The sequence below is a fragment of the Streptomyces boncukensis genome, assembly GCF_011045075.1.
In the GTDB taxonomy this organism is placed as follows: Bacteria; Actinomycetota; Actinomycetes; order Streptomycetales; family Streptomycetaceae; genus Streptomyces; species Streptomyces boncukensis.
In genome coordinates this window covers 1-24,259 of sequence record NZ_JAAKZZ010000053.1, presented here as the reverse complement: position 1 = coordinate 24,259, position 24,259 = coordinate 1, and the positions used below count along the sequence as shown (strand labels likewise).

Genomic DNA, 24,259 nt, shown 5'->3' with positions numbered 1-24,259 from the left:
GGGCGGGGGACGGTACCGGACAGCCACCTTGACACCGAGGACCGGTCGCAGCCCAGACGCATGCCCCGCTCGGCGGCTACGGCGGCGACGGCGGCGGCGAGCTGGGCCTGGCTCCAGCCGGCCTCCTCCATGAGGTGACGCAGGCGGGTGTTCGGGTTACGGTGCACGTCTTCCCTCCCGGCTCGGCTTTAGCCGCACCGCCCCGAGCAAGGGCACAAGGGCACAAGGTTGCACGGTGTGCACGGCATCTGCGGCCGTGGAGCCTTGTAGCGCGGGGGTGGTGGGCGGTGCACTGTCCATACCCGGCTGTGCCTGGGCACAAGCAGACAGGCCGCACGCCGGGTGTCGTCCCGCCATGGCCATCGCCCTGTGGAGGAAGTCGATGCCTGTGTCCTCGCTGCCGCAGTCGCAGGAATCGGCCCCGGCCTGGCATCTCCTTGGCCGTGCGCTGGAGCTGACGGCACCTGCCCTGCGCGGTGGTGTCGGGCGCCTGCCCCGGGAGATGAGAGTGCTCGCCGGGTATCACCTGGGCTGGCTGGACGAGCATGGCCGAACGGTGAACGGCCCGGCGCTCGGCAAGGTGGTGCGGCCCGCGCTCGTGTACGCAAGCTGCGAAGCCGTCGGTGGCAGCGCCAAGGACGCCATCGGCGCCGCCGTGGCGGTGGAGCTGGTGCACAACTTCTCCCTCGTGCACGACGACGTGATCGACCGCGACGAACTGCGCCGCCACCGGCCCACGGTATGGAGGCAGTTCGGGATACCCGCCGCGCTGCTCGGCGGCGACGCCATGCTCACACTGGCCCTTCATGTCCTCGCCGACACTCCGGACATCGATGTGTCCCGCGCGGTGCAGGTGCTCGCCCACGCCACACTGGAGCTGATCGAGGGCGAGGCGATGGACACTGCCTTCGAGCAGCGCAGCGATGTGACCGTGGCCGAGTACGTGGCGATGGCCGGGGGCAAGACCGGTGCTCTGATGTGGGCCGCATGCACGCTGGGTGCGCTGGCTGGCGGGGCTGAGCGGGGGCGGATACATCATCTGGCCCGTTTCGGTCGGCACGTCGGGCTCGCCTTCCAGATCACCGACGATCTGCTCGGCCTGTATGGGGACGCGAAGGTGACCGGCAAGCCGGTCGGCCGCGATCTCGCCACCCGGAAGAAGACCTACCCCGTGCTGGCCGCCATGGCCACGGACACTACGGCTGGCCAGAAGCTCGCTGCCATGTATGCACGGCTCGGCCCCCTGGATGACCCGCTCGTGCCTCAAGCCGTGCTGCTGATCGAGGAGTCCGGCGGCCGACGTGCTGCCGAGCAGGCGGCGGCCCAGGAGCTGCAGCGGGCCTTCGCCGCACTCACGGAAGCCGTTCCCGAACCACGGGCTGCTGCGGACTTGAAGGCATTGGCCCATCTCATGGCCCACCGCGCCACCTGAGCCCGAGGCACCCCCACCCTCCAGGACGCCGTCAAATCTACTGTCGCCTTCGAGGTGCTGCTGGCCGAGGGCGACAGCGACACCATCCGTGTCTCCTATCCACCGCCCCAGAGGAAGACGATGCCCCCTCAAAGTCAATGCGACCTCGAAAGTGCGCAGTTCCACATTCCGTTTCCCATCATCCCGCCCTCAGAACAGTTCCCCGGCTCCGCGCAACTGGCGAGCTGGCTGAAGGACTGGTGCACGTCCTGCGGCTTGGTCGGCACGGAGGACGAATGGCACAAGGTCGAACAATGGCGCATCCCCGAGTTCACCGCGCTCACCCACCCCGGGTGCAGGGACGAGATGAGTGCCCGTCTGATCTGTGCGTGGGTGACCTGGACGTCCATCGTCGACGACGAGTTCGACGCCCCGACACTGTCCCGCCCCAGACCGCGTACAGGGCGTACTGAAGCCGCTGTTCGCCTACCTCGATGCCGCACAACGTGGCGAGGAGAACGCTGAACACCATGGGGACAGCCCAGCCGCGCGAGCACTGGCCGATCAGGTCTCCTGGACCACGCGGATGAGCCCAGACTGGCGGCTGCGATTGCTCAACAACCTGCGGGACTACCTCAGCGCCTACGTCACCGAGGCATACTATCGTCGGCTCAACGTTGTTCTGCCGGTAGAGAACCTGCTGGTGCACCGCCGCGTGTGCATGGCCATGGAACCCAGCTTCGACTTCATCGAACGCGTGGCCAGTGGTGAGCTCGCCGACGACGCGCGCCGGGCACTCCGGCCGCTCGCGGACTGCACCAGTGACGTACTCGGCGCGGTGAACGATGTCGCCTCCTACGCCCGCGAAGCATCACACGGCGACGTCCACAACCTGGTGATGGCCTTCTCCCGTGAGAAGGGCGTCACCGTGACCGAGGCCGCCCAAGCCACTGTGGAATTCGGCAACAGGCGCATACGCGACCTCGAATTTCTGACAGAGCAGATCCACGCACACCTGCCCCCCGATCAACGGTCCATGGCCGAGAAGTTCACCGAAAACTGCAGGACCTGGATACGGGGATACTACGAATGGGCGTTGATCACCCATCGGTTCCTCGTGGCGGACCACTGAGGAGATTCGAGCCGAAGCGGCCCGCGGACGTTCGCGGGGCCGCCAGATCCTGGATCCCGACAGGTGTGCACGCCCTCGCGCCCTACATCAGCGTCGTGCCGACGTCGAACTGGTGCAAGAAGATGCCGTCCGCGATCCCGGCGGCGACCGCGTCCCGCAGGGCGTCGTCGGCACCCCGGGTCGTTCAGCCATGCCTGCAGGCTATTGACGGATGCCGAACCGGTCTTGGACGCCGGTGGCGTGCGCCGTCAAGAATGGCTGCATGATTCACCACACGATGATTGTGTCCTTCCAGAACCCCCTGCCGGGCTCCGCGCTCGATCAGTACCTCGCGGATATCGAACGCATCATGCTCGACTCGGGTCTCGTGCAGTCCGTCACCACCCGGCGCCATCTGCCCGTCCCCGGCGAGGAAGACATCCCGGCACTGATCGCGACCGCGATCGTGCAGTTCACCGTGGCGGACGCCGACGCGCTGGCGAAGGTGTTCACCGTGCCCGGTCTGCACGAGGCCATCGAGCGCTGGCAGGCGCGGCACCCGTATCGGGTCGCTTGTGCGAACCACCAGCCCCTGGCCTGAGTTGAGCCCCGCCGCCGCGGCTGCCCAAGATCTACACGTGGGCGAACTGCGGCCGTCGGCGGAGGGGACGAGTAGAGCACCATGGCACAACCTGCGCAGGCGTGCTGGCTCGGCGGGGGTGGGCCCGGCAGCGCTGTGACGCCGCGACGCACCGGAACCGCCGGGGCACCGGCGGCGAACAGCTCGGATGAGTGCGCGCGCATGCGCGCGCCCCCGTGCCCTCTACACTCGGTGCTAAAGTGCCTCTGAGGGGCAATAGCCACTGAGGGGGTGTTTTCTGGGTGCTGGTTGGTCTGCTGCGTCGTTGTCTGCGGCCGTATGCCCGCCGGGTGGTGGGGGTGGTGCTGCTGCAACTGGTGCAGACGTTTGCGCTGTTGTATCTGCCGACGCTGAACGCGAGCATCATCGACGACGGTGTGCTGCGTGAGGATGTCGGTCATGTGCTGCGGACCGGTGGGTTGATGCTCTCGGTGACGCTGGTGCAGGTGGTGTGTGCGGGGGCGGCGGTGTATCTGGGGACGCGTATCGCGCTGGCGGTGGGGCGGGATGTGCGCGCTGGGGTGTATGCGCGGGTGCAGGGCTTCTCGGCCCGGGAGATGGGGAGGTTCGGGGCGCCGTCGCTGGTCACGCGGTGTACCAATGATGTCCAGCAGATTCAGATGCTGCTGCTTTTGGGTTTCACCATGGTGGTGACGGCGCCGATTCTGTGTGTGGGCGGTGTGCTGCTGGCGCTCGGGCAGGACGTTGCGATGTCGCTGTTGTTCCTGGTGGTGCTGCCGGTGCTGGTCGGTGTGATCGTGCTGATCCTGCGGTCGATGGTGCCGTTGTCGGGTGTGATGCAGCAGCGTGTGGACGGGGTCAACCGGGTGCTGCGGGAGCAGATCACGGGGATCCGGGTGGTGCGCGCCTTCGTCCGGGAGCGGTATGAGGAGCGGCGGTTCGCCGAGGCGAATCGTGGGCTGAGCGGTGTGGCGCTGCGGGTGGGCCGGTTGCAGGCGCTGATGAACCCGGCGGTGATGCTGATCGTCGAGTTCGCCGGGATGGGGGTGCTGTGGTTCGGCGGGCACCGGGTGGAGCAGGGCGAGATGCAGGTCGGCTCGCTGGTGGCCTTCTTGCAGTATCTGTCGCAGATCCTGTTCGGGGTGATGCTGGCGACCTACGCGTTCCAGACGGCCCCGCGTGCGGCCGCGTGCGCGGTGCGGATCCGCGAGGTCCTGGACACCGAGCCGAGCGTGGCGCCGCCCGCTGTCCCGGTTGCGGTGCAGTCGCGGCCGGGGCGGCTGGTGCTGCGGGATGCGGGTTTCCGCTACCCCGGGGCCGAGGCGCCGGTGCTGTGTGGGATCGATCTGGTGGCCGAGCCGGGTACGACCACCGCGCTGGTCGGCTCGACCGGCAGTGGCAAGAGCACCCTGCTGCGGCTGGTGCCCCGGCTGATGGACGCCACCTGGGGCACTGTCTGCGTCGGTGGCGTCGACGTCCGCACCCTCGACGCGTGCGTGTTGACGCGGAGTGTGGGCATGGTGGGCCAGCGGCCCTACCTGTTCTCCGGCACGGTGGCCTCCAACCTGCGCTACGGCGACCCGGATGCCACCGACGCACAGCTGTGGCGCGCTCTGGAGGTCGCCCAGGCGCGGGAGTTCGTCGAGGGCCTGCCGGAGCGGCTGGAGGCTCCCATCGGGCAGGGCGGCAGCAATGTCTCCGGGGGGCAGCGGCAGCGGCTGGCCATTGCCAGGGTGCTGGTCGCCCGGCCGGAGATCTATCTGTTCGACGACTCCTTCTCGGCTCTGGACCACGCTACCGAGCGGGCTCTGCGGGCGGCGCTGGAGGCCGAGGTGGCGCACGCAACCGTGGTGGTCGTCGCCCAGCGGATCGCCGGTATCCGGGATGCCGACCGGATCGTGGTCCTGGAGCGGGGGCGGGTGGTGGGGAGCGGTACCCATGCGGAGCTGTTCGCGTCCTGCCGTACCTACCAGGAGATGGTGTTGTCGCAGATGACCGAGCAGGAGGCCCGGTGAGCGGGCAGGACGACAAGGACCGGGACGGCAAGAACAGGCCGCTGGAGCTGCGCCGTTCGGGGCTGCGGATGCTGCGTGCGATGGGCGGGGATCGCAGGCTGCTGGTGGCCGCGGTGGGTGTCAACGCCGCCAGCGTCGGGCTGGCGACGGTCGTGCCCTACATCCTGGGGCGGGTCACCGACCGGGTCGTCCAGGGGCTCGGTGGTGATGCGGAGGTGGACTTCCCGGCGATCGGGCGGATTCTCCTCGGTATCGCGGTGCTGGTGGTCCTCTCCGCGCTGGCGGCGCTGGCCCGGGGGCGGTTGGCGGTGCGGCTGGCGCAGCGCACCGCTTTCCGGTTCCGGGAGCAGGCCGAGGCGAAGCTGCACCGGCTGCCGCTGGGGTATTTCGACCGGAGCCCGCGCGGTGAGGTCCTCTCCCGGGTCACCAACGACATCGACAATCTCGCGCTCACGCTGCAGCAGACCCTCACCGGCGTCATCGCCAACGTGCTCACCCTGCTGGGGGCGCTGGTGATGATGCTGTGGATCTCGCCGCTGCTCACCTTGGTGGCCCTGGTGACGATTCCGGTCGCGCTGTGGGTGACCAAGGCGCTGGCGAGGCGGGCCCAGCCGCAGTTCGTCCGCTCCTGGGAGGCCACCGGCAAGCTCAACGCCCATCTGGAGGAGACGTTCACCGGTCATGAGGTGGTCACCGTGCACGGGCGGCAGCGGGAGGCCGCTTTGGAGTTCGCCGCGCGGAACGAGGCCGTCTACCGCTCCAGTTCCCGTGCGCAGGTCCTCTCGGGTGTGATCGAGCCGGTGATGAACCTTATCGGCAACCTCAACTATGTGCTGGTGGCCGTGGTGGGCGGGTTGCGGGTGACGGCGGGGGCGATGACGGTCGGGGACATCCAGGCGTTCGTCACCTACACCGTGCAGTTCAACCGGCCGGTGACGCAGATGGGTGCGCTGGCCAACATCATCCAGTCCGGACTTGCCTCCGCCGAGCGGGTGTTCGCGCTGTTGGACGCCGATGAGCAGCGGCCGGACGCCGGCAGCCCGCAGAGCGGGCAGAGCGGGAGGGCTGGCGCCGGGCGGGTGGAGTTCCAGCGGGTGTCCTTCCGCTACGAGCCGGACAAGCCGCTGATCGAGGAGGTGTCGCTGACCGCCGAGCCCGGCCACACCGTGGCGATCGTCGGGCCCACCGGCGCGGGCAAGACCACCCTGGTCAACCTGCTGATGCGGTTCTACGAGGTCTCCGGCGGGCGGATCGCGGTGGACGGTGTCGATATCGCGGCGCTGCCCCGCCCCGAGCTGCGCGGGAAGGTGGGCATGGTCTTGCAGGACACCTGGCTGTTCGGCGGCACCATCGCCGAGAACATCGCCTACGGCGCCGAGGGCGCCGAGGGCGAACAGGTCGTCCGGGCCGCCGCCGCGGCGCACGCCGACCCGTTCGTCCGCACCCTGCCGCGCGGGTATGAGACCGTCGTCGACGGCGAGGGGGCCGGCCTCAGCGCGGGCGAGAAGCAGCTGATCACCATCGCGCGGGCCTTCCTGACCGATCCGCCGATCCTTGTTCTGGACGAGGCCACCAGCTCGGTCGACACCCGCACCGAGGTGCTCATCCAGCGCGCCATGACGGCGCTGCGCTCCGGCCGCACCTGCTTCGTGATCGCCCACCGGCTGTCCACCATCCGCGACGCGGACACCATCGTGGTGATGGAGGACGGCCGCATCGCCGAGCAGGGCACCCACCACGACCTGCTCGCCGCCGAGGGCGCCTACGCCCGGCTGCACGCCGCCCAGTTCACCCGCACAGCCCCGGCCACCGACTGAACACGGCCGTGCTCGGTGAGGCGGTCACCCGGTTCGAGCTCGGTCACGCCCTACACCAGCGCGGACACCGAGCCCCGTATGCCGAACAGCGACTTCCCGTAGATCTCGGCAGCCACCTCGGGATTGAGGACCGCGTGCCGGCTCCCGGCCTCGGTGTCGCGCCAGACGCGCTGCAGCGGGTTGGACTCGCCGAAGCTCGAAGCACCTCTCCCCCTGTCCTCAGGGAGCGAGGACGACCGTCTTGCCGGGCAGCCGCCCGGCGCCTGCCTCCTCGTGCACGGCGGCCAGCTCGGTCGCCGGGCGGTGGGCGGCCACGTGGAGCCGCAGCGCGCCGGCATCCACCTTGGCGGCCAGCTCGGTCAGCTGGGCTCCGTCGCTGCGGACCCACAGGTTCGCGCTGCGCACCCCCCGGGCCGGGTCCTCGGGAACCGGGCCCGCGCTGCTGGCGGCGACCCCGCCGTCGGCGACGTAGTGCGTCAGCTGCGCCAGCTCCTCCGGGGAGAGCCGCACATGGTTCACCACGACCTGGAAGGGGCCGCCCACGGCGGCGGGGCCCGCGGCGAGGTCGAGGGGGTCGGCGACCCGGTGCGCGCCGTAGTCCCGGAGGCGGTCGGCGTGCTGCGGCCCGTCCACCGCGGTCACCTGCGCTCCCGCATCGGCGGCGAGCTGCACCACGAGGCTGCCCACCGCGCCCGCCGCCCCGTTGACCAGGACGGTCTGGCCGGTCTGGCCGGGCTTCAGCTCGGCGAGCTCGAACGCCGTCTGCCACGCCGCCAGGCCGGTCAGCGGCAGCGCAGCGGCGTCGACCAGCTCGGTCGTCCGGGGCGCCGGGGCCAGGGACTCGGCCGGGGCGACCGCGTACTCGGCGGTGCCGCCTGCGGAGCCGAGGGGCAGCATCGCCACGACCCGGTCGCCGACCTCGAAGCCGGTCACGTCCGGGCCGAGTCCGGCGACGGTGCCCGCCAGGTCGATCCCCGGCACGTACGGGAGGGTGACCGGCAGCATCTCGGCCAGGACACCGGCGCGGATGTGGTCGTCGACCGGGTTGAACGACGTGGCCGCCACCCGCACCAGCACCTGCCCGGGGCCGGGGACCGGACGGTCGACGTCCTCGTAGCGCAGGACCTCGCTGCTGCCGAACTCGTGGAAACGCATGGCCTTCATGGCACTTTCCTCCAGGGTGTATCGGTGTCGTTGTCAGTTGTCGTCAGTTGTCGTCAGTTGTCGTCAGTTGTCGTCAGTTGTCATCAGTCGGCGTCAGTCGTCGCCAAGGGATGCGGCGATCAGGCGGGAAGGTGAGGCCCGTCGGGACGCTCAGGTCAGCCGCATCGACTTTCACTTGCCGAGGCAAGTGAAAAGGTAGCGCGCCGAAGGTTGCCCAGGCAAGTGATGCGAGTTGCCTGGGCAAGTATGATAGGGCTCATGGACTCCCAGTCACCCTGGCTCGACGACGACCAGCAGGAGCTGTGGCAGGCGCTGCTCACAGTCGTCATCGCCCTCCCGGCGACCCTTGACCGCCAGTTGCAGCGAGACGCGGGCATCTCCAACTTCGAGTACGGGGTGCTGGCCCGGCTGTCCATGGCCGACGAGGCCACGATGCGGCTCGGCGACCTGGCCCGGGACTGCGACAGCGCCCAGCCCCGTCTGTCGAAGGTGATGGACCGCTTCGAAGCCCGGGACTGGGTCGCCCGCCGGCCCGACCCCGGAGACGGCCGCTACACCCTCGCCACCCTGAGCGACGCCGGCCGGCGGAAGCTCGTCGAGAGTGCGCCGGGGCACGTCGCGCAGGTGAAGCGGCTGGTGTTCGATCCGCTCACCGCCGCTCAGCGCCGCCATCTCTCGGCCGCGCTCACCCGCATCGCCGCCACCGTGCGCCAGGAGCCCGAAGCGGGCTGAGCGCCGCCCTCGGGCGGGGCTTCCATCGGCTCTGCGGCTCGGACGATTGCAGCCGGACACCGGGGGAACTATGGTCCCCATAACTGAGAGTGGCACCTCACTTGAGAATGGAGTGTCATCGTGTTCATCGCTGCGGCAGCGGACAGCGTGTCCATCGCTCCGAGCTGGGATCGCACAGCGGCAGCGGAGACCCGCCGCCTGGGGGAGGTGCCGGCCGCCAACGTCGGCGACGCGCTGCAGCGGATGACCGTCATGGACGGCGGCATCCGGCTGTGCACCGGGCGCGCCGCACTCCTGGGGAACGCGCTGACGGTGGACGTGCGGTCGGGCGACAACCTGGCCGTTCACCGTGCGCTCGACGAGGCCCGGCCGGGCGACGTCCTGGTCGTCAACGGGCACGGCGACATGACCCGCGCCCTGATCGGCGACCTCATCGGCGAGATCATGGTGAACGCCGGAGTCGTCGGCGCCGTGGTCGACGGCGCGGTGCGCGACGTCCGGGCGCTGTCCGAGATGGGCCTGGCCGTCTATGCGCGGGCGGTCACACCCGCCGGTCCCTTCAAGGACGGGCCCGGTGCCGTCGGCGCACCTGTGGCCGTCGGCGGCGTGGTGGTGGCGGCGGGCGATGTGCTCGTCGGCGACTCCGACGGCGTCGTCACCGTCCCACGGCACCGCGTGCGGGAGGTCGCCGACGCGGTCGACGGGATCGGCGAGAAGGAGGAGGCGCTCCGGCAGCGCATCCTCGCCGCGCGCCCCGACCGCCCCCAGACCGCCCGATGACCGCCGGACTGCCCGCCTCCCGGATGGCGGAGCTGCGCCGCAGCTCACGGCGCCCGGCCCTCGCCCCGGCCCCGCCCGGGGCGGTCTCCCTCGCCATGGGCGAGCCGGACTTCCCGACACCGCCGCCGGTGATCGATGCCGCCGTGGCGGCGCTGCGCGCGGGGGAGACCCACTACGCCGACCAGCAGGGCCTGCGGGAGCTGCGCGCCGCGCTCGCGGCGAGGCTGCCGGCGCACCCCGCCCGCACCTGGACCGCGGACGACGTCGTGGTCACCCACGGCGCCACCGCCGCGCTGGCTGCGGTCGTGCTGGCGATGGTCGGCCCCGGTGACCGCGTGGTCGTCCCGGAGCCCGCCTACTCGCTCTACGCCGACCTGGTCGTCCTCGCCGGGGGCACCGTGGACTTCGTCCCGCTGGCCCCGGATCTGCACTGGGACCTTGACGCGCTGGCCGCCGCGCTTCCCGGCGCCGCGATGATGATCTTCTCGAACCCGTCGAACCCGACCGGCATCGTGCACCGTGAGCAGGAACTCAGGGCTCTGGGCGGGCTCCTCGACGGCTCCGACGTCCTCGTCGTCAGCGACGAGGCGTACCACCGGCTGGCCTACCCGGGGCATGAGCCGACCTCGGCCCTGGAGATCGCGTCCCTGCGCGACCGGACGGTGTATGTGCAGACGTTCTCCAAGACATACGCGATGACCGGCTGGCGCGTGGGATATCTGACCGGGCCGCGCGAGGTGGTGGACGCGGCGGCTCAGGCGCACCGGACCCTGAACGGCTCGTCGGACACGGCGGCCCAGCACGCGGCTCTCGCCGCCCTCGATCTGCCGGACAGCGTCGTGGACGCCATGGCCGACCGGTACCGGCGGCGTCGCGAGCTGGTGGTCGCGCACCTGTCCGGCGTTCCCGGCCTGCATCTGGTCCCGCCGGAGGGGGCGTTCTACGGGTTCCTCCGCTACGACGCCGACAGGGGCTCCGAGGCGGTCGCCCGCGAGCTCGCCGAGCGGGGGGTGCTGGTCCGGGCCGGTGCCGAGTACGGGCCCTCGGGGGAGGGGCACGTCCGGATCTCGTTCGCGGCCTCCGAGGACGACCTGCGGTCGGGGCTGGAACGCCTCGTTCGCCACCTCGGCCGTGCGCGCACCTGACGGGGCCGGGTGTGTGCGTACCGCGTTCCCGCACGTCGAGGCGGTCGGCGCCGCGCTCGGACGGGATACCCTCTTCCTGCACGTCGACGAGGCGGAGGAGGCCCGTGAGCGATCAGCAGGCCCCAGGCGGGGGGCGGAGGCTGCGCAGTGACACCCGCCGCAACCGCCGGCGCCTCCTGGAGGCCGTCGGCGAACTTGCCCGGGAGGCGCCCGAGCAGCTCACCATGCAGGCGGTCGCGTCCCGCGCGGAGATCGGCCCGGCCACCGCCTACCGCTACTACTCCTCGGTGGACGACGTGCTCGCGGCGTATGTGCTCAGCGTCGTCGAGGAGCTCCGCGACTTCAGCGCGGCGTCGACCGCGGAAGGGCAACCGCTGTTCGACTCCGTTGTGGACAAATGGCTGGACCTGCTCGCCGAGCACGGCCCGGCGTTGGTGCAGCTCCGGTCCCGACGGGGCTATCTGGAGCGGCTGCACAGCGGGAACGAGATCATCGTGGTGATGCGGGACGCCTGGAGCGGGCCGGTGCGGGGACTGCTCGACGACCTCGGCCTCCCGGGCGAGATGATCGAGTACGCCGTCTTCCTCGGCAACATGATGTTCGATCCCCGGGAGCTCCAGGACCTGTTGCAGGAGACCGACCTGACCCGCCGGGAGGTCGTCAGCCGGCTGACCGAGGCGTACCGCGGCGCGCTGCGCGGCTGGGCGCGGGCGGGCTGATCGCCCGTCCCCGGATGCCGTCGACCCCTGAGCATTAAGTGATACGCTCATCTCAAATCGCATAGAGGTCTATGTATCGCGGTGACTAGGAGGTCGGCGATGACAACGCAGCAGCCAGGGAGCGAGACTGCCGAATCGGCCAGTTCCACGGTGCGAGCGGGTGAGCTCGAAGTCGGGTATATCGACGCCGGCAGCGGTGTGCCGCTCGTGCTCGTACACGGCGGCGAGAGCGACCGCACCGCGTACACCACGCTCCGCACGCACCTCGGCGCGGGGATCCGGGCGATCTCCTACGACCAGCGCGATTCGGGGCTCACCGTGAACCCGCCGGACCCGTACACGGCGGGCGACCTCGCCGATGACCTCGTCGCCTTTCTGGACGCGCTGGGGCTTGAGAGCGCGCACCTGTTCGGCACTTCCTTCGGCGGCGCCGTCGCCCAGCACGCCGCGCTCCGGCATCCCGAACGGGTCGCATCCCTCATCCTGGTCGCCACCACGCCGAGCTACGAGCTGGGCCGTGAGGTCATCGAGAAGCTCTTCACCATGTCCCACGAGGAGCGGAAGAAGGCGGCCCCGGAGTACTTCTTCACCCCCGAAGGCCAGGCCGCGATGCGCGCCCGGCCGGCCCGGGAGACGCTCACCGCCCGAACTCCCGAGCAGAGCGCCCGCCGCCACGCCGCCGCCCGGCAGCACGAGATCCGGGACCACCTCGGGGAGATCGCCGCACCCACCCTGATCGTGCACGGCACGGAGGACCGGCCGGCGCCCTACGAGGGCGCCGTCCTGATGGAGCAGCGGATGCCGAACGCCCGACTGCGCCCGATCGAGGGCGGGCGGCACGGGATCGGGGTGGAGTTCGCGGACACCATCGCCCAGTGGGTGCGCGAGTACCTCGGAGTGGACGCGGCGTGAGCAGCCCGACGGGGCCTCGCGGCCATGAGTGACGCCGGCCGCGAGGTCGCCGGCCGGATGGCCGAAGCAGCCAGGGCGTGGCTGGACTCCCTGGACGCGGGCCAGCGCGCGGTGGCGGTCGGCCCGCCCCCGGGCGCCGGCGGCGCGGCCGAAGCCGAACGCACCCGCTGGTTCTACACGCCCACCGACCACGGCGGCCTGACCTTCCACCAGCAGCGTCCAGCGCAGCACCGGCTGGTGATGCGGCTGGTCGCGACCGGGCTGTCAGAAGCCGGGTACACCACCGTCGCCACCGTGCTCGGCCTGGAGAACGTGCTCGACCGCACCGAGGGCTTCTCGGTGAACTGGGGGCGGGAGCGCACCCGCGACCCCAGCATGTACTACCTGCGGGTCTTCGGTGAGCCCGGCGGGCCGCAGCCGTGGGGGTGGCGGTTCGGCGGCCACCACGTCTCGCTCAACAACCTCGTGGTGGACGGCCGCGTCGCCGCCACCACGCCGTGCTTCCTGGGCGCCGACCCCGCCGCGTCGCCGCTGCTGGGCGGCGCGACGCTGCGCCCGCTGGGAACGGCCGAGGACCTGGCCCGTGAGCTGGTCCGCTCCCTGCGCCCCGAGTCCGCGGCGCGCGCGGTGCTGCTGCCCCGCGCCCCGAACGACATCGTGGCGGGCAACAGCACCCGGATCGACGACCGCGTGGTGAGGCGCGGCGAACTCTGGCGCCCAGGGCCGCACACCCCGGACCGCGCCGAGCAGCCGGCCACCGGCCTCGACGGTGCGAACCAGCGGGCGCTGGCCCTCACCCCGGCGCCCAAGGGCCTGCCGGGCGCCGAACTCGACACCGCGCAGCGGGAGCTGCTGCGCGCCCTGCTCGGCACCTACCTCGACCGCGTCCCGGACGGGGTCTCCCCGCTGCCCCGCTACGACGACCCGGCGGTGCTGGACGCCGTGCACCTCGCCTGGGCCGGCTCCACCACGGCGGGCGAGCCGCACTACTACCGTCTGCAGGGCCCGCGGCTGCTCATCGAGTGGACCAATATCCATCGCGGCGTCAACCACGCCCACGCCGTGTGGCGGGACCCGGAGGCCGACTTCGGCGGCGACGTCCTGGCCGCCCACCACGCCGCCCACCACACACCATGAGCCACCGACTCGCCTCTGGCGCCATCCGCCCTCGCCGCCATGGGCCGATGGGCCGATGAGCCCACGGGAATGGTTCAGCGGGCGGCCACCGGGAATTCCCGCATGCCGCGAATGATGAACGATCCGCTGCGCCGGATCGGGCCGGCGCGGCGCAGCCGCGGGATCCGCGCGGTCAGCGCCTCGAACGCGACTTCCGCCTCCAGCTTCGCCAGTGACGCACCCATGCAGTAGTGGATTCCCGCTGAGAAGGCCAGGGTGTCGGCGCCGATGTCGCGCGTGATATCGAAGGTGCCCGGATCGGGGAAGACCTGCGGATCACGGTTGGCCCCGCCGACCATGATCGCCAGCTCGCCGTCGACGGGCAGCGTGTGGCCGGCGAGCTCGATCCGTTCGTGGGCGATGCGCCGGTACTGCTGCACCGGCGGGTCGTAGCGCAGCGTCTCCTCGGCCACGCCGGCCGCCAGTTCGGGCCGCTCGACGAGCAGTTGCCACTGCTCCGGGTGGGCCAGCAGCGCCAGGATCCCGTTGCCGACCAGGTTGACCGTGGTCTCGCTGCCGGCGAGCGGCACGAAGGTGACCATCGGCACGAGCTCGTCCATGCTCAGTGTGCCCTCGTCGACCAGCGGCACCAGCCGGCTGATCATATCGTCCTGCGGATCGGCCTTGCGCAGCGCGATGATGTCGACGAAGAGATCCGTCATCTCCTTGATCGCGGCCTCGGTGCTCTGCGTCTGCTCGTAGGTGACCACGCCCTCCAGCAGCGGGGTGATCCGGCGGCTGATGTGGAAGAAGTCGGCGCGGCAGCGCTCCGGGATGCCCACCAGGTCGGCGATCACGGCGACGGGCAGTTGCTGTGCGAAGGCGGTCATCAGGTTGAACGGCTTGTCCTCGGCGAGGATGTCGTCGATCAGCCGGCTGCAGATCTCCTTGACGCGGGGCCGCCAGCCCCCGGCCATACGCGGGTTGAGGGTCGGGGTCATGACGCGGCGCAGCCGGGTGTGGTCGGGCGGGTCGGCGCCGAGCAGCGAATTGTCGAAACTCATGATCTCCGGGAGTTTCTCGCCGTTGGCCTTCCGGACCCCGAGGCGCCGGTCCCGCAGGATCTCGTTCGCGAGTTTGTGGTCCGCCGTCACCCAGGAACCGATAGAGCTCCGGTAGAGGCGGCCCCGGGCCCGGACCTCCTCGTAATGGGGATACGGGTTTTCCGGAACGCCCAGCACATTGGCGTACGGGTCTCCCTGTTCGGCCTGATTCCGGATGAAGTCCCGGAAGAAGGCCAGCTGCGCGCGCAACGCCCTTTCGCCCGGCCGCATCGGCGCCAGCTCCTCACCTAGCCTCGCCCTCATGTTCTCGGATTCGCGAGCATAATGATGATCGCCCCCTACCGGACACCCCTAACCCGCGGGCCGGCCCGTCCTCAGCTCGGATCGCCCACCCAGGAGAGCAGGATGGTCGGCAGGTCCGAGCGGCTGTTGATCTGCAGCTTGCGGTAGACCCGCGTCAGATGCTGCTCGACGGTGCTGACCGTGACGAACAGCTTCTGGGCGATCTGCCGGTTGGTGCGCCCCTGGGCCGCGAGGGAGGCGACCCGGCGCTCGGCGTCGCTGAGCTCGAAGATGGCCGGGTCGTCCTCCGGGGGGTCGATCGCGGCAACCGCCTCAGCCGGCAGGCGGTACTGCTCCGGCACGACCACCGCGGCCTGGTTGGCGAGCTGTCGCGCCCGGCGGCCGATGACCCGGGCGTGGGTGTACTCGCCGAGCGCGTGCTGGGCGTTGCTCAGCTCGGCCAGGGTGTCGGCCAGCTCCAGCTGGTCCCCGGTGGCCCGCAGCAGCTCGACCGCCTCCCGCAGGATCGGCGGCCGGCTGCGCAGCTCGCTGGAGGCGGCCAGGACCCGCAGTGTGATGCCCCGGGTGCGGGCGTTCTGGGTGCCCAAGCGCTCGATCTGGTCGGCGGCCACCATATCGGCGGAGAACTCGCCCGCCAGCCGGGCCGCGGTGAGGTCGGTGCGCCACGGCACCGGGCCCGGGGCGTCCGGGCCCCAGCGGCGTATCAGATCGCCGCATGCCTCGAAGTCCTCGATCGCGGCCTCGTGGCTGCCGCAGGCGAGGTAGTAGTGGCCCCGGGCGTGCCGGTAGTGCAAGCCGATCGTGGTCTGGAACATGGCGTCCGGCACTGCCACATTCAGATGGCTGAGCGCCTGTTCGTTCTCGCCCGCCCGGGTAGCGGTCATGATCAGGACGGACAGCGGCATGCCGATGAGCACGCCCAGCCCTCTGGGCGGAATCTGCAGGAGACTCGCACGGGCATGCCGCTCGGCTTCGGCCAGCTCGCCCTGACGGTGGCTCACCATCGCCCGCAGCCCGAAGAGCACGGCCTGCCAGGTGGGCGCCGACCTCCGCCGCGCCTCGCCGAGCAGGCGGTCGCACCAGGACGCCGCGGTATCCAGGCAGTCCGCGAAGACCAGCGTCTCCAGGGCGATCTGGATGGGGTACAGGGTGTCGTCCTCCAGGCGGCTGCTCTGCAGCAGAGCCTTGGCGTCGGCCACGGCGTCGTCGGTGTACCCGGCCGCGTAGACGGTCTGGACGATGCCCGCCGCCAGCGTCTTGAGCTGGGCCGTGGTGACCGACTGCGCCGACGAGGCGACCGGTGCCTCCCGCACCGGCTCGACCACGTTCGGGTACCAGTACGCCAGCGCCATGCGGGCGTTGTAGAGCGGCACCGCCAGGTCGTGCCCCTCGGCCCGGGTGGACGCCTCGACCCGGTCCAGCACCGCTTGGGCGTCGGCCGGCCTGCCGTACCACTCCAGGGGCGCGACCAGCGCGAGGGAGTCCTCGGCGGAGAGCTGCCCGGACCGGGAGGCGCCCAGGAGGCTGTCCACGTGGCGCTCCGCGAAGGCGGGGTCGAGCCGCCACTTCGCGCGCACCAGCAGCGCCTCCAGGCCGATGCGTGAATCCGGGTCGGCGTCCTCGCGGCCGGCCAGCTGCAGACAGTCCAGAGCGAGGCCCGTGTCGTCCTCCGCCAGGGCCTGCTCGGCCGCCTTGAGCAGCACCGGCACCGACCCCGGCGGCATGGGCTGACGCGCCGCGACCCAGTGCCGTGCGACGCGTACCGGCGCGGCACCGGCACGGTCCAGCAGCTCGGCGACCCGGGCGTGCAGCGTGGCGCGCTCCTGCGGACCCATCAGGTCCAGCACCGCCTCGCGGGACCGCCGATGGCGCAGCCGGCCGTTCGCGACCAGGCCCGCCTCGGTGGCGGCGTCGACAGCCCAGGCGGCGGCGGAAGTCGTCCACTCCAGCAGTTCGGCCAGGAAGGCGACGGGCACGGCCTCGTCCAGTACGGCGACGGCGCGCACCAGCGGCAGCAGGCTGGGATCGCTGCGCATCAGGCAGTTCAGCACGGCCGGCCCGAAGGCGTACCCGGGGGAGGGGAACGAGGTTTCGGGATGGCCGGCCCACCGGCGCGCCTGCGCCGCCCGGATTTCCTCGATGAGCGCCATGAGCAGCAGCGGGCTGCCGCCGGTCGCCTCGTACAGCGCCGCCGGGGTGTTGTCCTCAAGGTCGATGCCCTCGGCCCGCAGCACCGCGGCGACGCCCATCGGTGACAGCATGTTGAGGCGGATCAGCTGGCGGTGCGGCTGGCTGAGCAGTTCGGCCCAGATCATCGGCTGCGTCGGCCGGACCGTCGTGGTGTCGTTGAGCACGACGAGGACGCGTGCGCGGTCGATACGGCGCACGAAGTAGCGCAGCCACTGCAGCGAGGCCGCGTCGACGAAGTGCGCGTCGTCGACCCCGATCAGCAGGGGCGTCCGCTCGGCCACGGCCAGCATGATGCTCGTCAGGCCGTGCAGGACCGGCACGATGGCATGGGTCGACGACTCGTCGTCGCCGTCGTGCAGCGTCGAGGCGAGCGCTCCGGCCTCCAGCAGCCGCTGGGCCCGCGCCGCCTCCTCGTCCGGCAGCTCCAACCCGGCGAGGAGCTGCGTCATCGCGCCCATGGAGATGGCCTGCTCGGTCTGGGATCCCGTGGCACCGATATAGGTGACCCCGGCTGCGGCCGCCTCCCGCGCCAGGCTGCGCAGGAGCTCGGTCTTGCCGACCCCGACCGGGCCGCGGATGACCACTGCCCCTCCGGTGCCGCCGACGCACGCGGTGAGGGACGCGCGGAGCACGGCTAGTTCTGCATCCCCTTCGACCCGGACCATAGACACACTCTCCGTGAGCTAACCAGCGGTCGTCTCGACTCCGTTAGCGCTCACGACACTGCGGTGAAAGCCCCGCACCATGTCAGTGACTGAATACTGCGAACTGAAGCGTACGAAGTACTTAACGCAAGGAGTCGGGCCCGCTACGATGCATGCTGGTACTGCCCGGACCCTGCCATCGCGGTGTGGTGCCACGTGACGCATATGCACGTGACGCATAGAGAGGTAATGCACGGCATTGCCTCGGGTTTCCGCAGGTTTCCGCACGGACAGTTCCCAGGCTGAACAATCGGCCCATGGCGGGCCACTTCGAGCAGGGTTACCGGAATGAGACGGACCGCAACTGGTCCGCCATGATCTTCAGCAACTGGGTTTGGTGCGTCGTGAGATAGAAGTGTCCCCCGTCGAACTGGTGGAAGTCGAACTCGGCGGTGGTGTGCTGCTCCCAGGCCCGCGCTTCTGCGACCGTGACCTTCGGGTCGTCGTTGCCCACGAAGGCGGTGACCGGGCAACTCAGTGGAGCGCCGGGCACATAGCGGTAGGTCTCCGCCGCCCGATAGTCGGAGCGGGCCGCCGGCAGGATCATGCGCAGCATCTCCTCGTCGCCGAGGATGTTGCCGTCGGTGCCGTTCAGGCGTCGCAGCTCCGCGATGAACCCCTCGTCGGATTCCTGGTGGATCCGCTCGTCCCGCGGCATGGACGGGGCCCTCCGCCCCGAGGTGAACAACCAGGCCGGTACCACACCCCGCTCCTGCTCCAGCATGCGCGCCAGCTCGAAACCGACCGTCGCACCCATGCTGTGTCCGAACAGCGCGAGCGGCTTGTCGAGCCATCCGTCGAGCGCACCCAGGATCCCGCGGGCGAGGGTGGGCAGATCGTCGATGTTCGGTTCTGAACGTCGGTCCTGGCGGCCCGGGTACTGTACGGCCAGGGTTTCAACGGTCGGCGAAAGCGACCGGGAGACCGGGAAGTAAAAGCTGGCGGAGCCGCCAGCGTGCGGTAGGCACAGCAGCCTGATGGCACTGTCCGGTGCCGGATGGTACCGGCGAATCCACAATCCGATATCGTCTTGCACAGCCGTCATCCACCGATCCCTCGTCGTCGTAGGCGCCGCGGGGTCGGCCGCGCCTGCGACATCGCATGAATGTGTGAGTATCCAAGTGGTCGTTTGGGAATATCCTCAGAGGTGAGAGCGCAGACGGCAACCCCTACCGTGAACCCCCTATCGTCCGCCGGTCAACCCCTATAGCGAGATCGCGGGCCACCTCGGGGTCGCCGCCGGGTGCGGAGCCCGGGTCTCAGCCTTCGAGCTCCTCGTCGACCAGCGCGAAGATGGTGTCGGCCGTGGCGGTCGCCAGATCCCTGTCGTCGGCCCCGGCAGCCTGCCGCTCCCCGTTCCGTACCCGTTCGAGCATGACCTCCAACCTGGAGCGGACCATCGCCCGCTCCCCAGCCGTCAGTTCGAGCTCCCCGCCCGTCAGCTCGGCGAGCTCGCCCTCCATACGCGCCAACTCGTCCAGCAGCGTCTCGCCCGGTGTCCTGTCCGCCGGGACGAGCTCGTCCCGCAGGTGCTCCGCCAGTACGGCCGGGTTGGGGTAGTCGAAGACGAGGGTGGCGGGTAGCCGGAGCCCAGTGGCGGTGGCCAGCCGGTTGCGCAGCTCGACCGCGGTCAGCGAGTCGAACCCGAGGTCCTTGAAGGGCTGCTCCGCGGCGATCGCCTCGGGTGAGGTGTGCCCGAGGACCACTGCCGAGGACGTGATCACCAAGTCCAGCAGGACCGCGTCGTGCTGAGAGGCGGGCATCGCTGCGAGCCGGTCGGCCAGTGACGGCCCACTGGGCGCCGCTTCCTCCAGGGCGCGCCGCAGAGGGCGGTGCACCAGTGCGTGGAGGAGCGGCGGGATGTTGTGATGGCTGTGGAGTGTGGCGGGGTCGAGGTTGATGGGGAGGAGATGCGGGGTTGGGTGAGTGAGCGCTGCGTCGAACAGGGTGAGGCCCTGGGTGTTGGTGAGGGTGGTGCCGGTGGTGGTGGCGCGGGTGCGGTCGGCGCCGGTGAGGTGGCTGGTCATGGTGCTGGTTTGTTGCCACATGCCCCAGGCGAGGGAGTGGGCTGGAAGGCCCTGGGCGCGGCGTCGGGTGGCCAGAGCGTCGAGGTAGGCGTTGGCGGCGGCGTAGTTGGCCTGGCCGGGGGTGCCGAAGGTTGCGGAGGCGGAGGAGTAGAGGACGAACATGCTCAGGTCCGCGTCCCGGGTGAGTTCGTCCAGGTGGGCGGCGGCGGTGGCTTTCGCCCGCAGCACCGTGCCCAGACGCTCCTCGGTGAGGGCGGTGAAGACGGCGTCGTCCAGGACTCCGGCGGCGTGCACCACTCCCGTCAGCGGTGCGTGGTCGGGGATGTCCGCGAGGACGGCGGCCAGGGCGTCGCGGTCGGCCGCGTCGCAGGCTGCGATCCGTACGTCGGTGGCGCCGAGTTCTGTCAGTTCGGTGGTCAGGTCTGTGGCGCCGGGTGCGTGCGGGCCCTGGCGGGAGAGGAGCAGCAGGTGCCGGATGCCGTGTTCGGCTGTCAGGTGCCGGGCCAGCAGGGTGCCGAGGGTTCCGGTGCCGCCGGTGATCAGGACGGTGCCGTGTGGGTTGAGGGGGGTGGGGAGGGTGAGGGTGTTCTTGCCCACGTGCCGGGCCTGGGCCATGTGGCGCCAGGCGGTGGTGGCCTGGCGTATGTCCCATGCCTGCAGTGGCAGCGGCTTCAGCGCGCCCTGTTCGAGGAGGGCTACCACGTCGGTCAGGATCTGTCCCATGCGTTCCTGGCCGGCGTCGGAGAGGTCGAAGGGGTGGTAGGGCACGCCGGTGTCGGTGCGCAGGTCGGTTTTGCCCATCTCGATGAAGCGGCCGCCGGGTGCCAGGAGCCGTAGGGAGGCGTCGATGAACTCCCCGGTCAGGGAGTTGAGGACGATATCCACGCCGCGGCCGTCGGTGGCGGTGCGTATCTGTTCCTCGAAGGCGGTGTCGCGTGAGGAGGCGATGCGGGAGTGGTCCACGCCCGCCCCGGCCACGGTGGGCCATTTGGGCCGGCTGGCGGTGGCGTATACCTGGGCGCCCCAGTGGCGGGCGAGCTGGACTGCGGCCATGCCCACGCCGCCTGCTGCGGCGTGGATCAGTACCGATTCGCCTGGTTTGAGGTCGGCCAGGTCGCGTAGTCCGTACCATGCGGTGGCGAACACCAGGGGGACCGAGGCGGCTTGTGCCCAGGTCCAGCCTGCCGGGACGTGCACGAGCAGGCAGCGTTCGGTGACCGCTTCGGTGGTGAAGGCTCCGTTGAAGAAGCCGAAGACCCGGTCTCCCGGCCGCAGGTCCTCCACCCCCGGGCCGGTCTCGGTCACCACTCCGGCGGCTTCCGAGCCCATCACTCCCGGCTCGGGGTACATGCCCAGTCCGATCAGCACATCGCGGAAGTTCACCCCCGCGGCACGGACCGCGACGCGCACCTGCCCCGCACGCAGCGCCTCTGGCTGCGAGGTCACAGCACGCACGGATTCCAGCGTGCCGTCGTCTCCCGGTATCAGCTGCCATCCCTCCCGCGCCTGCGGCAGCACCAGCCCGTCCCCGGTCCCGGCCCGTACCAAGCGCGGTACCCATGCCTGCCCGTCGCGGATGGCCACCTGCGGCTCACCCCCAGCCGCCAGCAACGCCTCCTGCACCTCTTCGTCCGCTGCGAGGGCGGGGTCGGTGTCCACCAGGACGATCCGGTCGGGATGCTCGGACTGGGCCGAGCGCACCAGGCCCCACACCGCCGCACCCACCACATCCACACGGTCGCCAGGGACTGCGGGCACGGCACCGCGTGTCACCACGGCCAGGCGTGCGGCGGGGGCCTGCTCCGCCTCCAGCCATTCCTGTACGCCCCGCAGGACCTCACCCGTCACCAGTTCCACCGGCCCGCCCCCGACCAGCAGCGGGGTGTAGTCTCCCGGCGCGGACGGATCGGCCGGGGGCAGGGCCTTCCATTCGATGGTGAAGAGGGCGTCCTCGTCGGGTGTCCCGGCCGGGGAGAGCTGATCGGCCGCCACCTCCCGTGAGACCAGGGATGCCACCGCCAGCACCGGCCGCCCCGCACCATCCGCGGCCTGCACCCTGACGCCGTCACCTTGAGCGTGCACTGCCACCCGCAACGCCTGTGCGCCGACCGCGAACAACTCCACACCCGACCACACAAACGGCAACCGCGGACCCCCACCCCCACCATCACCCTCGCCCTGGTCGGCGAGGAGACCCGCCGGGTGCAGCGCGGCGTCCAGCAGCGCGGGGTGAATACCCAGCCCCTCCACCGGCTCGGCGAGCGCCACCTCCGCATACACCACCGACCCCGCACGCCAGGCCGCCCGCACCCCCTGGAAGGCCGGACCGTAGCCGAAACCCGCCCCGGCCAGCGCCTCGTAGAACCCCTCCACCCCTACCTCGACCGCATCCTGCGGTGGCCACATCCCGAGGTCGAAGTCCGCCCCGGAACCGGTCTGCCCGGTCTGCCCGGTCAGTGTGCCGGAGGCATGCAGTACCCACGCCTGTGTGCCGTCCACCCGGCCATGGACCGCGACCGGCCGCTCACCCGACTCCTCCGGGCTCCCCACCCGCACCTGCACCTGCACCCCGCCCGAGTCCGGCAGCACCAGCGGCGCCTGCAACACCAGCTCCCGCACCACACCGCACTCCACCTCCCGGCCCGCACGCAACACCATCTCCACCAGCGCCGCCCCCGGCACCACCACCCGGCCCAGCACCACATGATCAGCCAGCCACGGCTGCACACCCACCGACAACCGGCCCGTCAATACCGCCCCATCATCCTCGGCCAACGAGACGGCCGTCCCCAACAGCGCATGCCCCGCACCGGAGGCCCTGACACCCTCCGGCAGCGGTTGCGGCCAGTACCGCCGACGCTGGAAAGCGTAGGTCGGGAGGGGGATCGTGCGGCCGCCCCAGTCGGTGAACACCTTCGTCCAGTCGATGCGGGTGCCGGTGGTCCACAGGCGGCTGAGGGCGGTCAGGGCGGTGTTGGTCTCGTCGCGGTCCTTGCGCAGCATCGGCGCGAACACCGCATCGACGGCAGTTTCCTGGGCCATGCCGGACAGCACACCGTCCGGTCCCAGCTCCAGGAACCGGGTCACACCGAACGCACCCGTGGCAGCGACACCGTCGGCGAAGCGGACCGTCTCACGCACCTGGCGCAGCCAGTACTCCGGCTGCTGCATGGCGCCGGGCTCGGCGACCTCACCGGTCAGGTTCGATACGACCGGAATCCGCGCCGGGTGGAAGGTCAGCCCGTCCAGTACGGTCGCGAACTCCTCCAGCATCGGCTCCATCAGGGCTGAGTGGAAGGCGTGCGAGACCGCCAGGACGTTCACCCGCCAGCCGCGCCCCGCGCACTCGGCCGCGTAGCGCTCGATGGTCTCCAGGTCGCCGGAGAGCACGATGGACTGGGGACCGTTGACGGCGGCGACATCCAGCCCGGAGTCGGCGACGTCCGCCTCGGCGGCCTGCACCGCCAGCATCCCGCCACCAGCCGGAAGCCCCTGCATCAGACGGCCACGCTCCGCGACCAGCGTGCACGCGTCATCCAGATCGAGAATCCCCGACACATGCGCGGCGGTGATCTCACCCAACGAATGACCCAGCAGCACCTCCGGGGTGATGCCCCAGGATTCCACCAGCCGGTAGAGGGCGACTTCGAGGGCGAACAGTCCTGCCTGCGCCCACAGGGTGCCCTCCAGCCCGGTGCCGTCGGCCAGCACCGCGCGCAGCGGACGCTCCAGTCGGACATCCAGGCGGGCGCAGACCGCGTCGAAGGCTTCGGCGAAGACCGGGAACTGCTCGTAGAGGTCGAGGCCCATCCCGGGGCGTTGTGAGCCCTGACCAGTGAACAGGAACGCCAGGCGGCCCTCGCCGGACACCCCGGTCGCCAGGACATTGTCCCCGGTCAGGACTGCGCGGTGTTCCAGGGCGGCGCGTGTGGTGGCCAGCGACCAGCCGACATCCACCACATCCAGCTCGGGCCGCTCGGCCACGAAGGACCGCAGCTGCTTGATCTGTTCCTGCAGGGCGGGCTCGGACTGCGCCGAGACCACCCAGGGCACCAGCCCCGGCCGCACCGTACGTGCCGGTGCCGCCTCATCGACGGGTTCCGGTGCCTGCTCCAGGATGATGTGGGCGTTGGTGCCGCTGATCCCGAAGGAGGAGACACCCGCCCGGCGCGGCCGGTCCACCTCCGGCCACTCCCGCGCCTGGGTCAGCAGTTCCACCGCGCCAGTCGACCAGTCGACCTGCGGGGTGGGTTCATCCACGTGCAGGGTCGGGGGCAGCAGCCCGTTGCGCAGCGCCATCACCATCTTGATCACACCCGCCGCACCCGCCGCGGCCTGGGTATGCCCGATGTTGGACTTGACCGACCCCAACCACACCGGCCGGCCCTCCCCGCCCCGGTCCTGACCGTAGGTGGCCAGCAGCGCCTGCGCCTCGATCGGATCCCCCA

18 protein-coding genes are annotated in these 24,259 nt (G+C 70.8%); 12 read left to right on the top strand and 6 right to left on the bottom strand.

The window, feature by feature from the left end; all coding sequences use genetic code 11:
- The first annotated feature begins 355 nt into the window (after nt 1-355).
- The 6 genes from G5C65_RS08170 (at nt 356) to G5C65_RS08145 (ending at nt 6,955) form a co-directional block, all read left to right on the top strand.
- Nucleotides 356-1,432 (top strand): polyprenyl synthetase family protein, encoded by a 1,077-nt coding sequence (locus G5C65_RS08170; protein ID WP_206441371.1) that lies wholly within the window; start codon nt 356-358, stop codon nt 1,430-1,432.
- 54 nt (nt 1,433-1,486) lie between these two features.
- Nucleotides 1,487-1,936: a hypothetical protein gene (locus G5C65_RS08165; RefSeq protein ID WP_165297978.1), complete on the top strand. Its 450-nt coding sequence runs from the start codon at nt 1,487-1,489 to the stop codon at nt 1,934-1,936.
- A complete protein-coding gene (locus tag G5C65_RS08160; RefSeq protein ID WP_338146281.1) occupies nt 1,881-2,543 on the top strand; it encodes a terpene synthase family protein in 663 nt (220 codons plus the stop codon). The genes G5C65_RS08165 and G5C65_RS08160 overlap by 56 nt, the downstream gene beginning before the upstream one ends.
- A gap of 262 nt (nt 2,544-2,805) precedes the next feature.
- Nucleotides 2,806-3,123, top strand: a complete 318-nt coding sequence (locus G5C65_RS08155; protein WP_165297976.1) for a hypothetical protein — start codon at nt 2,806-2,808, stop codon at nt 3,121-3,123.
- Between the two features lie 281 nt (nt 3,124-3,404).
- Entirely contained in the window at nt 3,405-5,138 is a 1,734-nt protein-coding gene (locus G5C65_RS08150) for an ABC transporter transmembrane domain-containing protein (RefSeq protein WP_165297975.1), read from the top strand.
- 68 nt (nt 5,139-5,206) lie between these two features.
- On the top strand, nt 5,207-6,955 hold the full coding sequence (locus G5C65_RS08145) for an ABC transporter ATP-binding protein (protein ID WP_165297981.1): 1,749 nt from the start codon (nt 5,207-5,209) through the stop codon (nt 6,953-6,955).
- A gap of 50 nt (nt 6,956-7,005) precedes the next feature.
- Here the strand turns inward: G5C65_RS08145 and G5C65_RS39065 are convergent, their stop codons facing one another.
- The gene (locus G5C65_RS39065; RefSeq protein WP_241265640.1) at nt 7,006-7,293 is read right to left on the bottom strand and encodes a hypothetical protein; all 288 of its coding nucleotides are present in this window, start codon (nt 7,291-7,293) and stop codon (nt 7,006-7,008) included.
- Nucleotides 7,175-8,119 (bottom strand): NADP-dependent oxidoreductase, encoded by a 945-nt coding sequence (locus tag G5C65_RS08135; RefSeq protein WP_165297974.1) that lies wholly within the window; start codon nt 8,117-8,119, stop codon nt 7,175-7,177. Before G5C65_RS08135 ends, G5C65_RS39065 begins: the two co-directional genes overlap by 119 nt.
- 258 nt (nt 8,120-8,377) lie before the next feature.
- On the opposite strand from G5C65_RS08135, the gene G5C65_RS08130 reads away from it, so the two are divergent.
- The 6 genes from G5C65_RS08130 (at nt 8,378) to G5C65_RS08105 (ending at nt 13,544) form a co-directional block, all read left to right on the top strand.
- Entirely contained in the window at nt 8,378-8,851 is a 474-nt protein-coding gene (locus G5C65_RS08130) for a MarR family winged helix-turn-helix transcriptional regulator (protein WP_165297973.1), read from the top strand.
- A gap of 120 nt (nt 8,852-8,971) precedes the next feature.
- Complete coding sequence (locus G5C65_RS08125; protein ID WP_338146280.1) at nt 8,972-9,631, top strand: RraA family protein; 660 nt, start codon at nt 8,972-8,974, stop codon at nt 9,629-9,631.
- Nucleotides 9,628-10,776, top strand: a complete 1,149-nt coding sequence (locus tag G5C65_RS08120) for a pyridoxal phosphate-dependent aminotransferase (protein WP_165297972.1) — start codon at nt 9,628-9,630, stop codon at nt 10,774-10,776. The genes G5C65_RS08125 and G5C65_RS08120 overlap by 4 nt, the downstream gene beginning before the upstream one ends.
- A gap of 104 nt (nt 10,777-10,880) precedes the next feature.
- Nucleotides 10,881-11,495 (top strand): TetR family transcriptional regulator, encoded by a 615-nt coding sequence (locus tag G5C65_RS08115; RefSeq protein WP_165297971.1) that lies wholly within the window; start codon nt 10,881-10,883, stop codon nt 11,493-11,495.
- A gap of 99 nt (nt 11,496-11,594) precedes the next feature.
- On the top strand, nt 11,595-12,407 hold the full coding sequence (locus G5C65_RS08110; RefSeq protein WP_165297970.1) for an alpha/beta fold hydrolase: 813 nt from the start codon (nt 11,595-11,597) through the stop codon (nt 12,405-12,407).
- 24 nt (nt 12,408-12,431) lie between these two features.
- Nucleotides 12,432-13,544 carry a DUF3500 domain-containing protein gene (locus G5C65_RS08105; RefSeq protein ID WP_165297969.1) on the top strand — a complete coding sequence of 371 codons (1,113 nt, stop codon included), beginning with the start codon at nt 12,432-12,434 and terminating at the stop codon, nt 13,542-13,544.
- A gap of 74 nt (nt 13,545-13,618) precedes the next feature.
- Here G5C65_RS08105 and G5C65_RS08100 read toward each other — a convergent pair whose 3' ends face one another.
- The 4 genes from G5C65_RS08100 to G5C65_RS08085 all read right to left on the bottom strand — a co-directional run.
- The gene (locus tag G5C65_RS08100) at nt 13,619-14,857 is read right to left on the bottom strand and encodes a cytochrome P450 (protein WP_165297968.1); all 1,239 of its coding nucleotides are present in this window, start codon (nt 14,855-14,857) and stop codon (nt 13,619-13,621) included.
- Between the two features lie 104 nt (nt 14,858-14,961).
- On the bottom strand, nt 14,962-17,712 hold the full coding sequence (locus G5C65_RS08095; protein WP_165297967.1) for a helix-turn-helix transcriptional regulator: 2,751 nt from the start codon (nt 17,710-17,712) through the stop codon (nt 14,962-14,964).
- Nucleotides 17,713-18,064: 352 nt separating this feature from the next.
- Complete coding sequence (locus G5C65_RS08090) at nt 18,065-18,829, bottom strand: thioesterase II family protein (RefSeq protein WP_165297966.1); 765 nt, start codon at nt 18,827-18,829, stop codon at nt 18,065-18,067.
- Between the two features lie 214 nt (nt 18,830-19,043).
- Nucleotides 19,044-24,259: SDR family NAD(P)-dependent oxidoreductase (locus G5C65_RS08085; RefSeq protein WP_165297965.1), on the bottom strand; the 5,216-nt coding region annotated here is incomplete at its 5' end.

Excerpts from the sequence above, each read along its gene's own strand:
- G5C65_RS08170 (WP_206441371.1), top strand. The coding sequence starts at position 356 with ATGGCCATCGCCCTGTGGAGGAAGTCGATGCCTGTGTCCTCGCTGCCG.
- G5C65_RS08155 (WP_165297976.1), top strand. The coding sequence starts at position 2,806 with ATGATTCACCACACGATGATTGTGTCCTTCCAGAACCCCCTGCCGGGC.
- G5C65_RS08145 (WP_165297981.1), top strand. The coding sequence starts at position 5,207 with ATGCTGCGTGCGATGGGCGGGGATCGCAGGCTGCTGGTGGCCGCGGTG.
- G5C65_RS39065 (WP_241265640.1), bottom strand. The coding sequence starts at position 7,293 with ATGCCGGCGCGCTGCGGCTCCACGTGGCCGCCCACCGCCCGGCGACCG.
- G5C65_RS08135 (WP_165297974.1), bottom strand. The coding sequence starts at position 8,119 with ATGAAGGCCATGCGTTTCCACGAGTTCGGCAGCAGCGAGGTCCTGCGC.
- G5C65_RS08130 (WP_165297973.1), top strand. The coding sequence starts at position 8,378 with ATGGACTCCCAGTCACCCTGGCTCGACGACGACCAGCAGGAGCTGTGG.
- G5C65_RS08120 (WP_165297972.1), top strand. The coding sequence starts at position 9,628 with ATGACCGCCGGACTGCCCGCCTCCCGGATGGCGGAGCTGCGCCGCAGC.
- G5C65_RS08110 (WP_165297970.1), top strand. The coding sequence starts at position 11,595 with ATGACAACGCAGCAGCCAGGGAGCGAGACTGCCGAATCGGCCAGTTCC.
- G5C65_RS08105 (WP_165297969.1), top strand. The coding sequence starts at position 12,432 with ATGAGTGACGCCGGCCGCGAGGTCGCCGGCCGGATGGCCGAAGCAGCC.
- G5C65_RS08100 (WP_165297968.1), bottom strand. The coding sequence starts at position 14,857 with ATGCGGCCGGGCGAAAGGGCGTTGCGCGCGCAGCTGGCCTTCTTCCGG.
- G5C65_RS08090 (WP_165297966.1), bottom strand. The coding sequence starts at position 18,829 with ATGACGGCTGTGCAAGACGATATCGGATTGTGGATTCGCCGGTACCAT.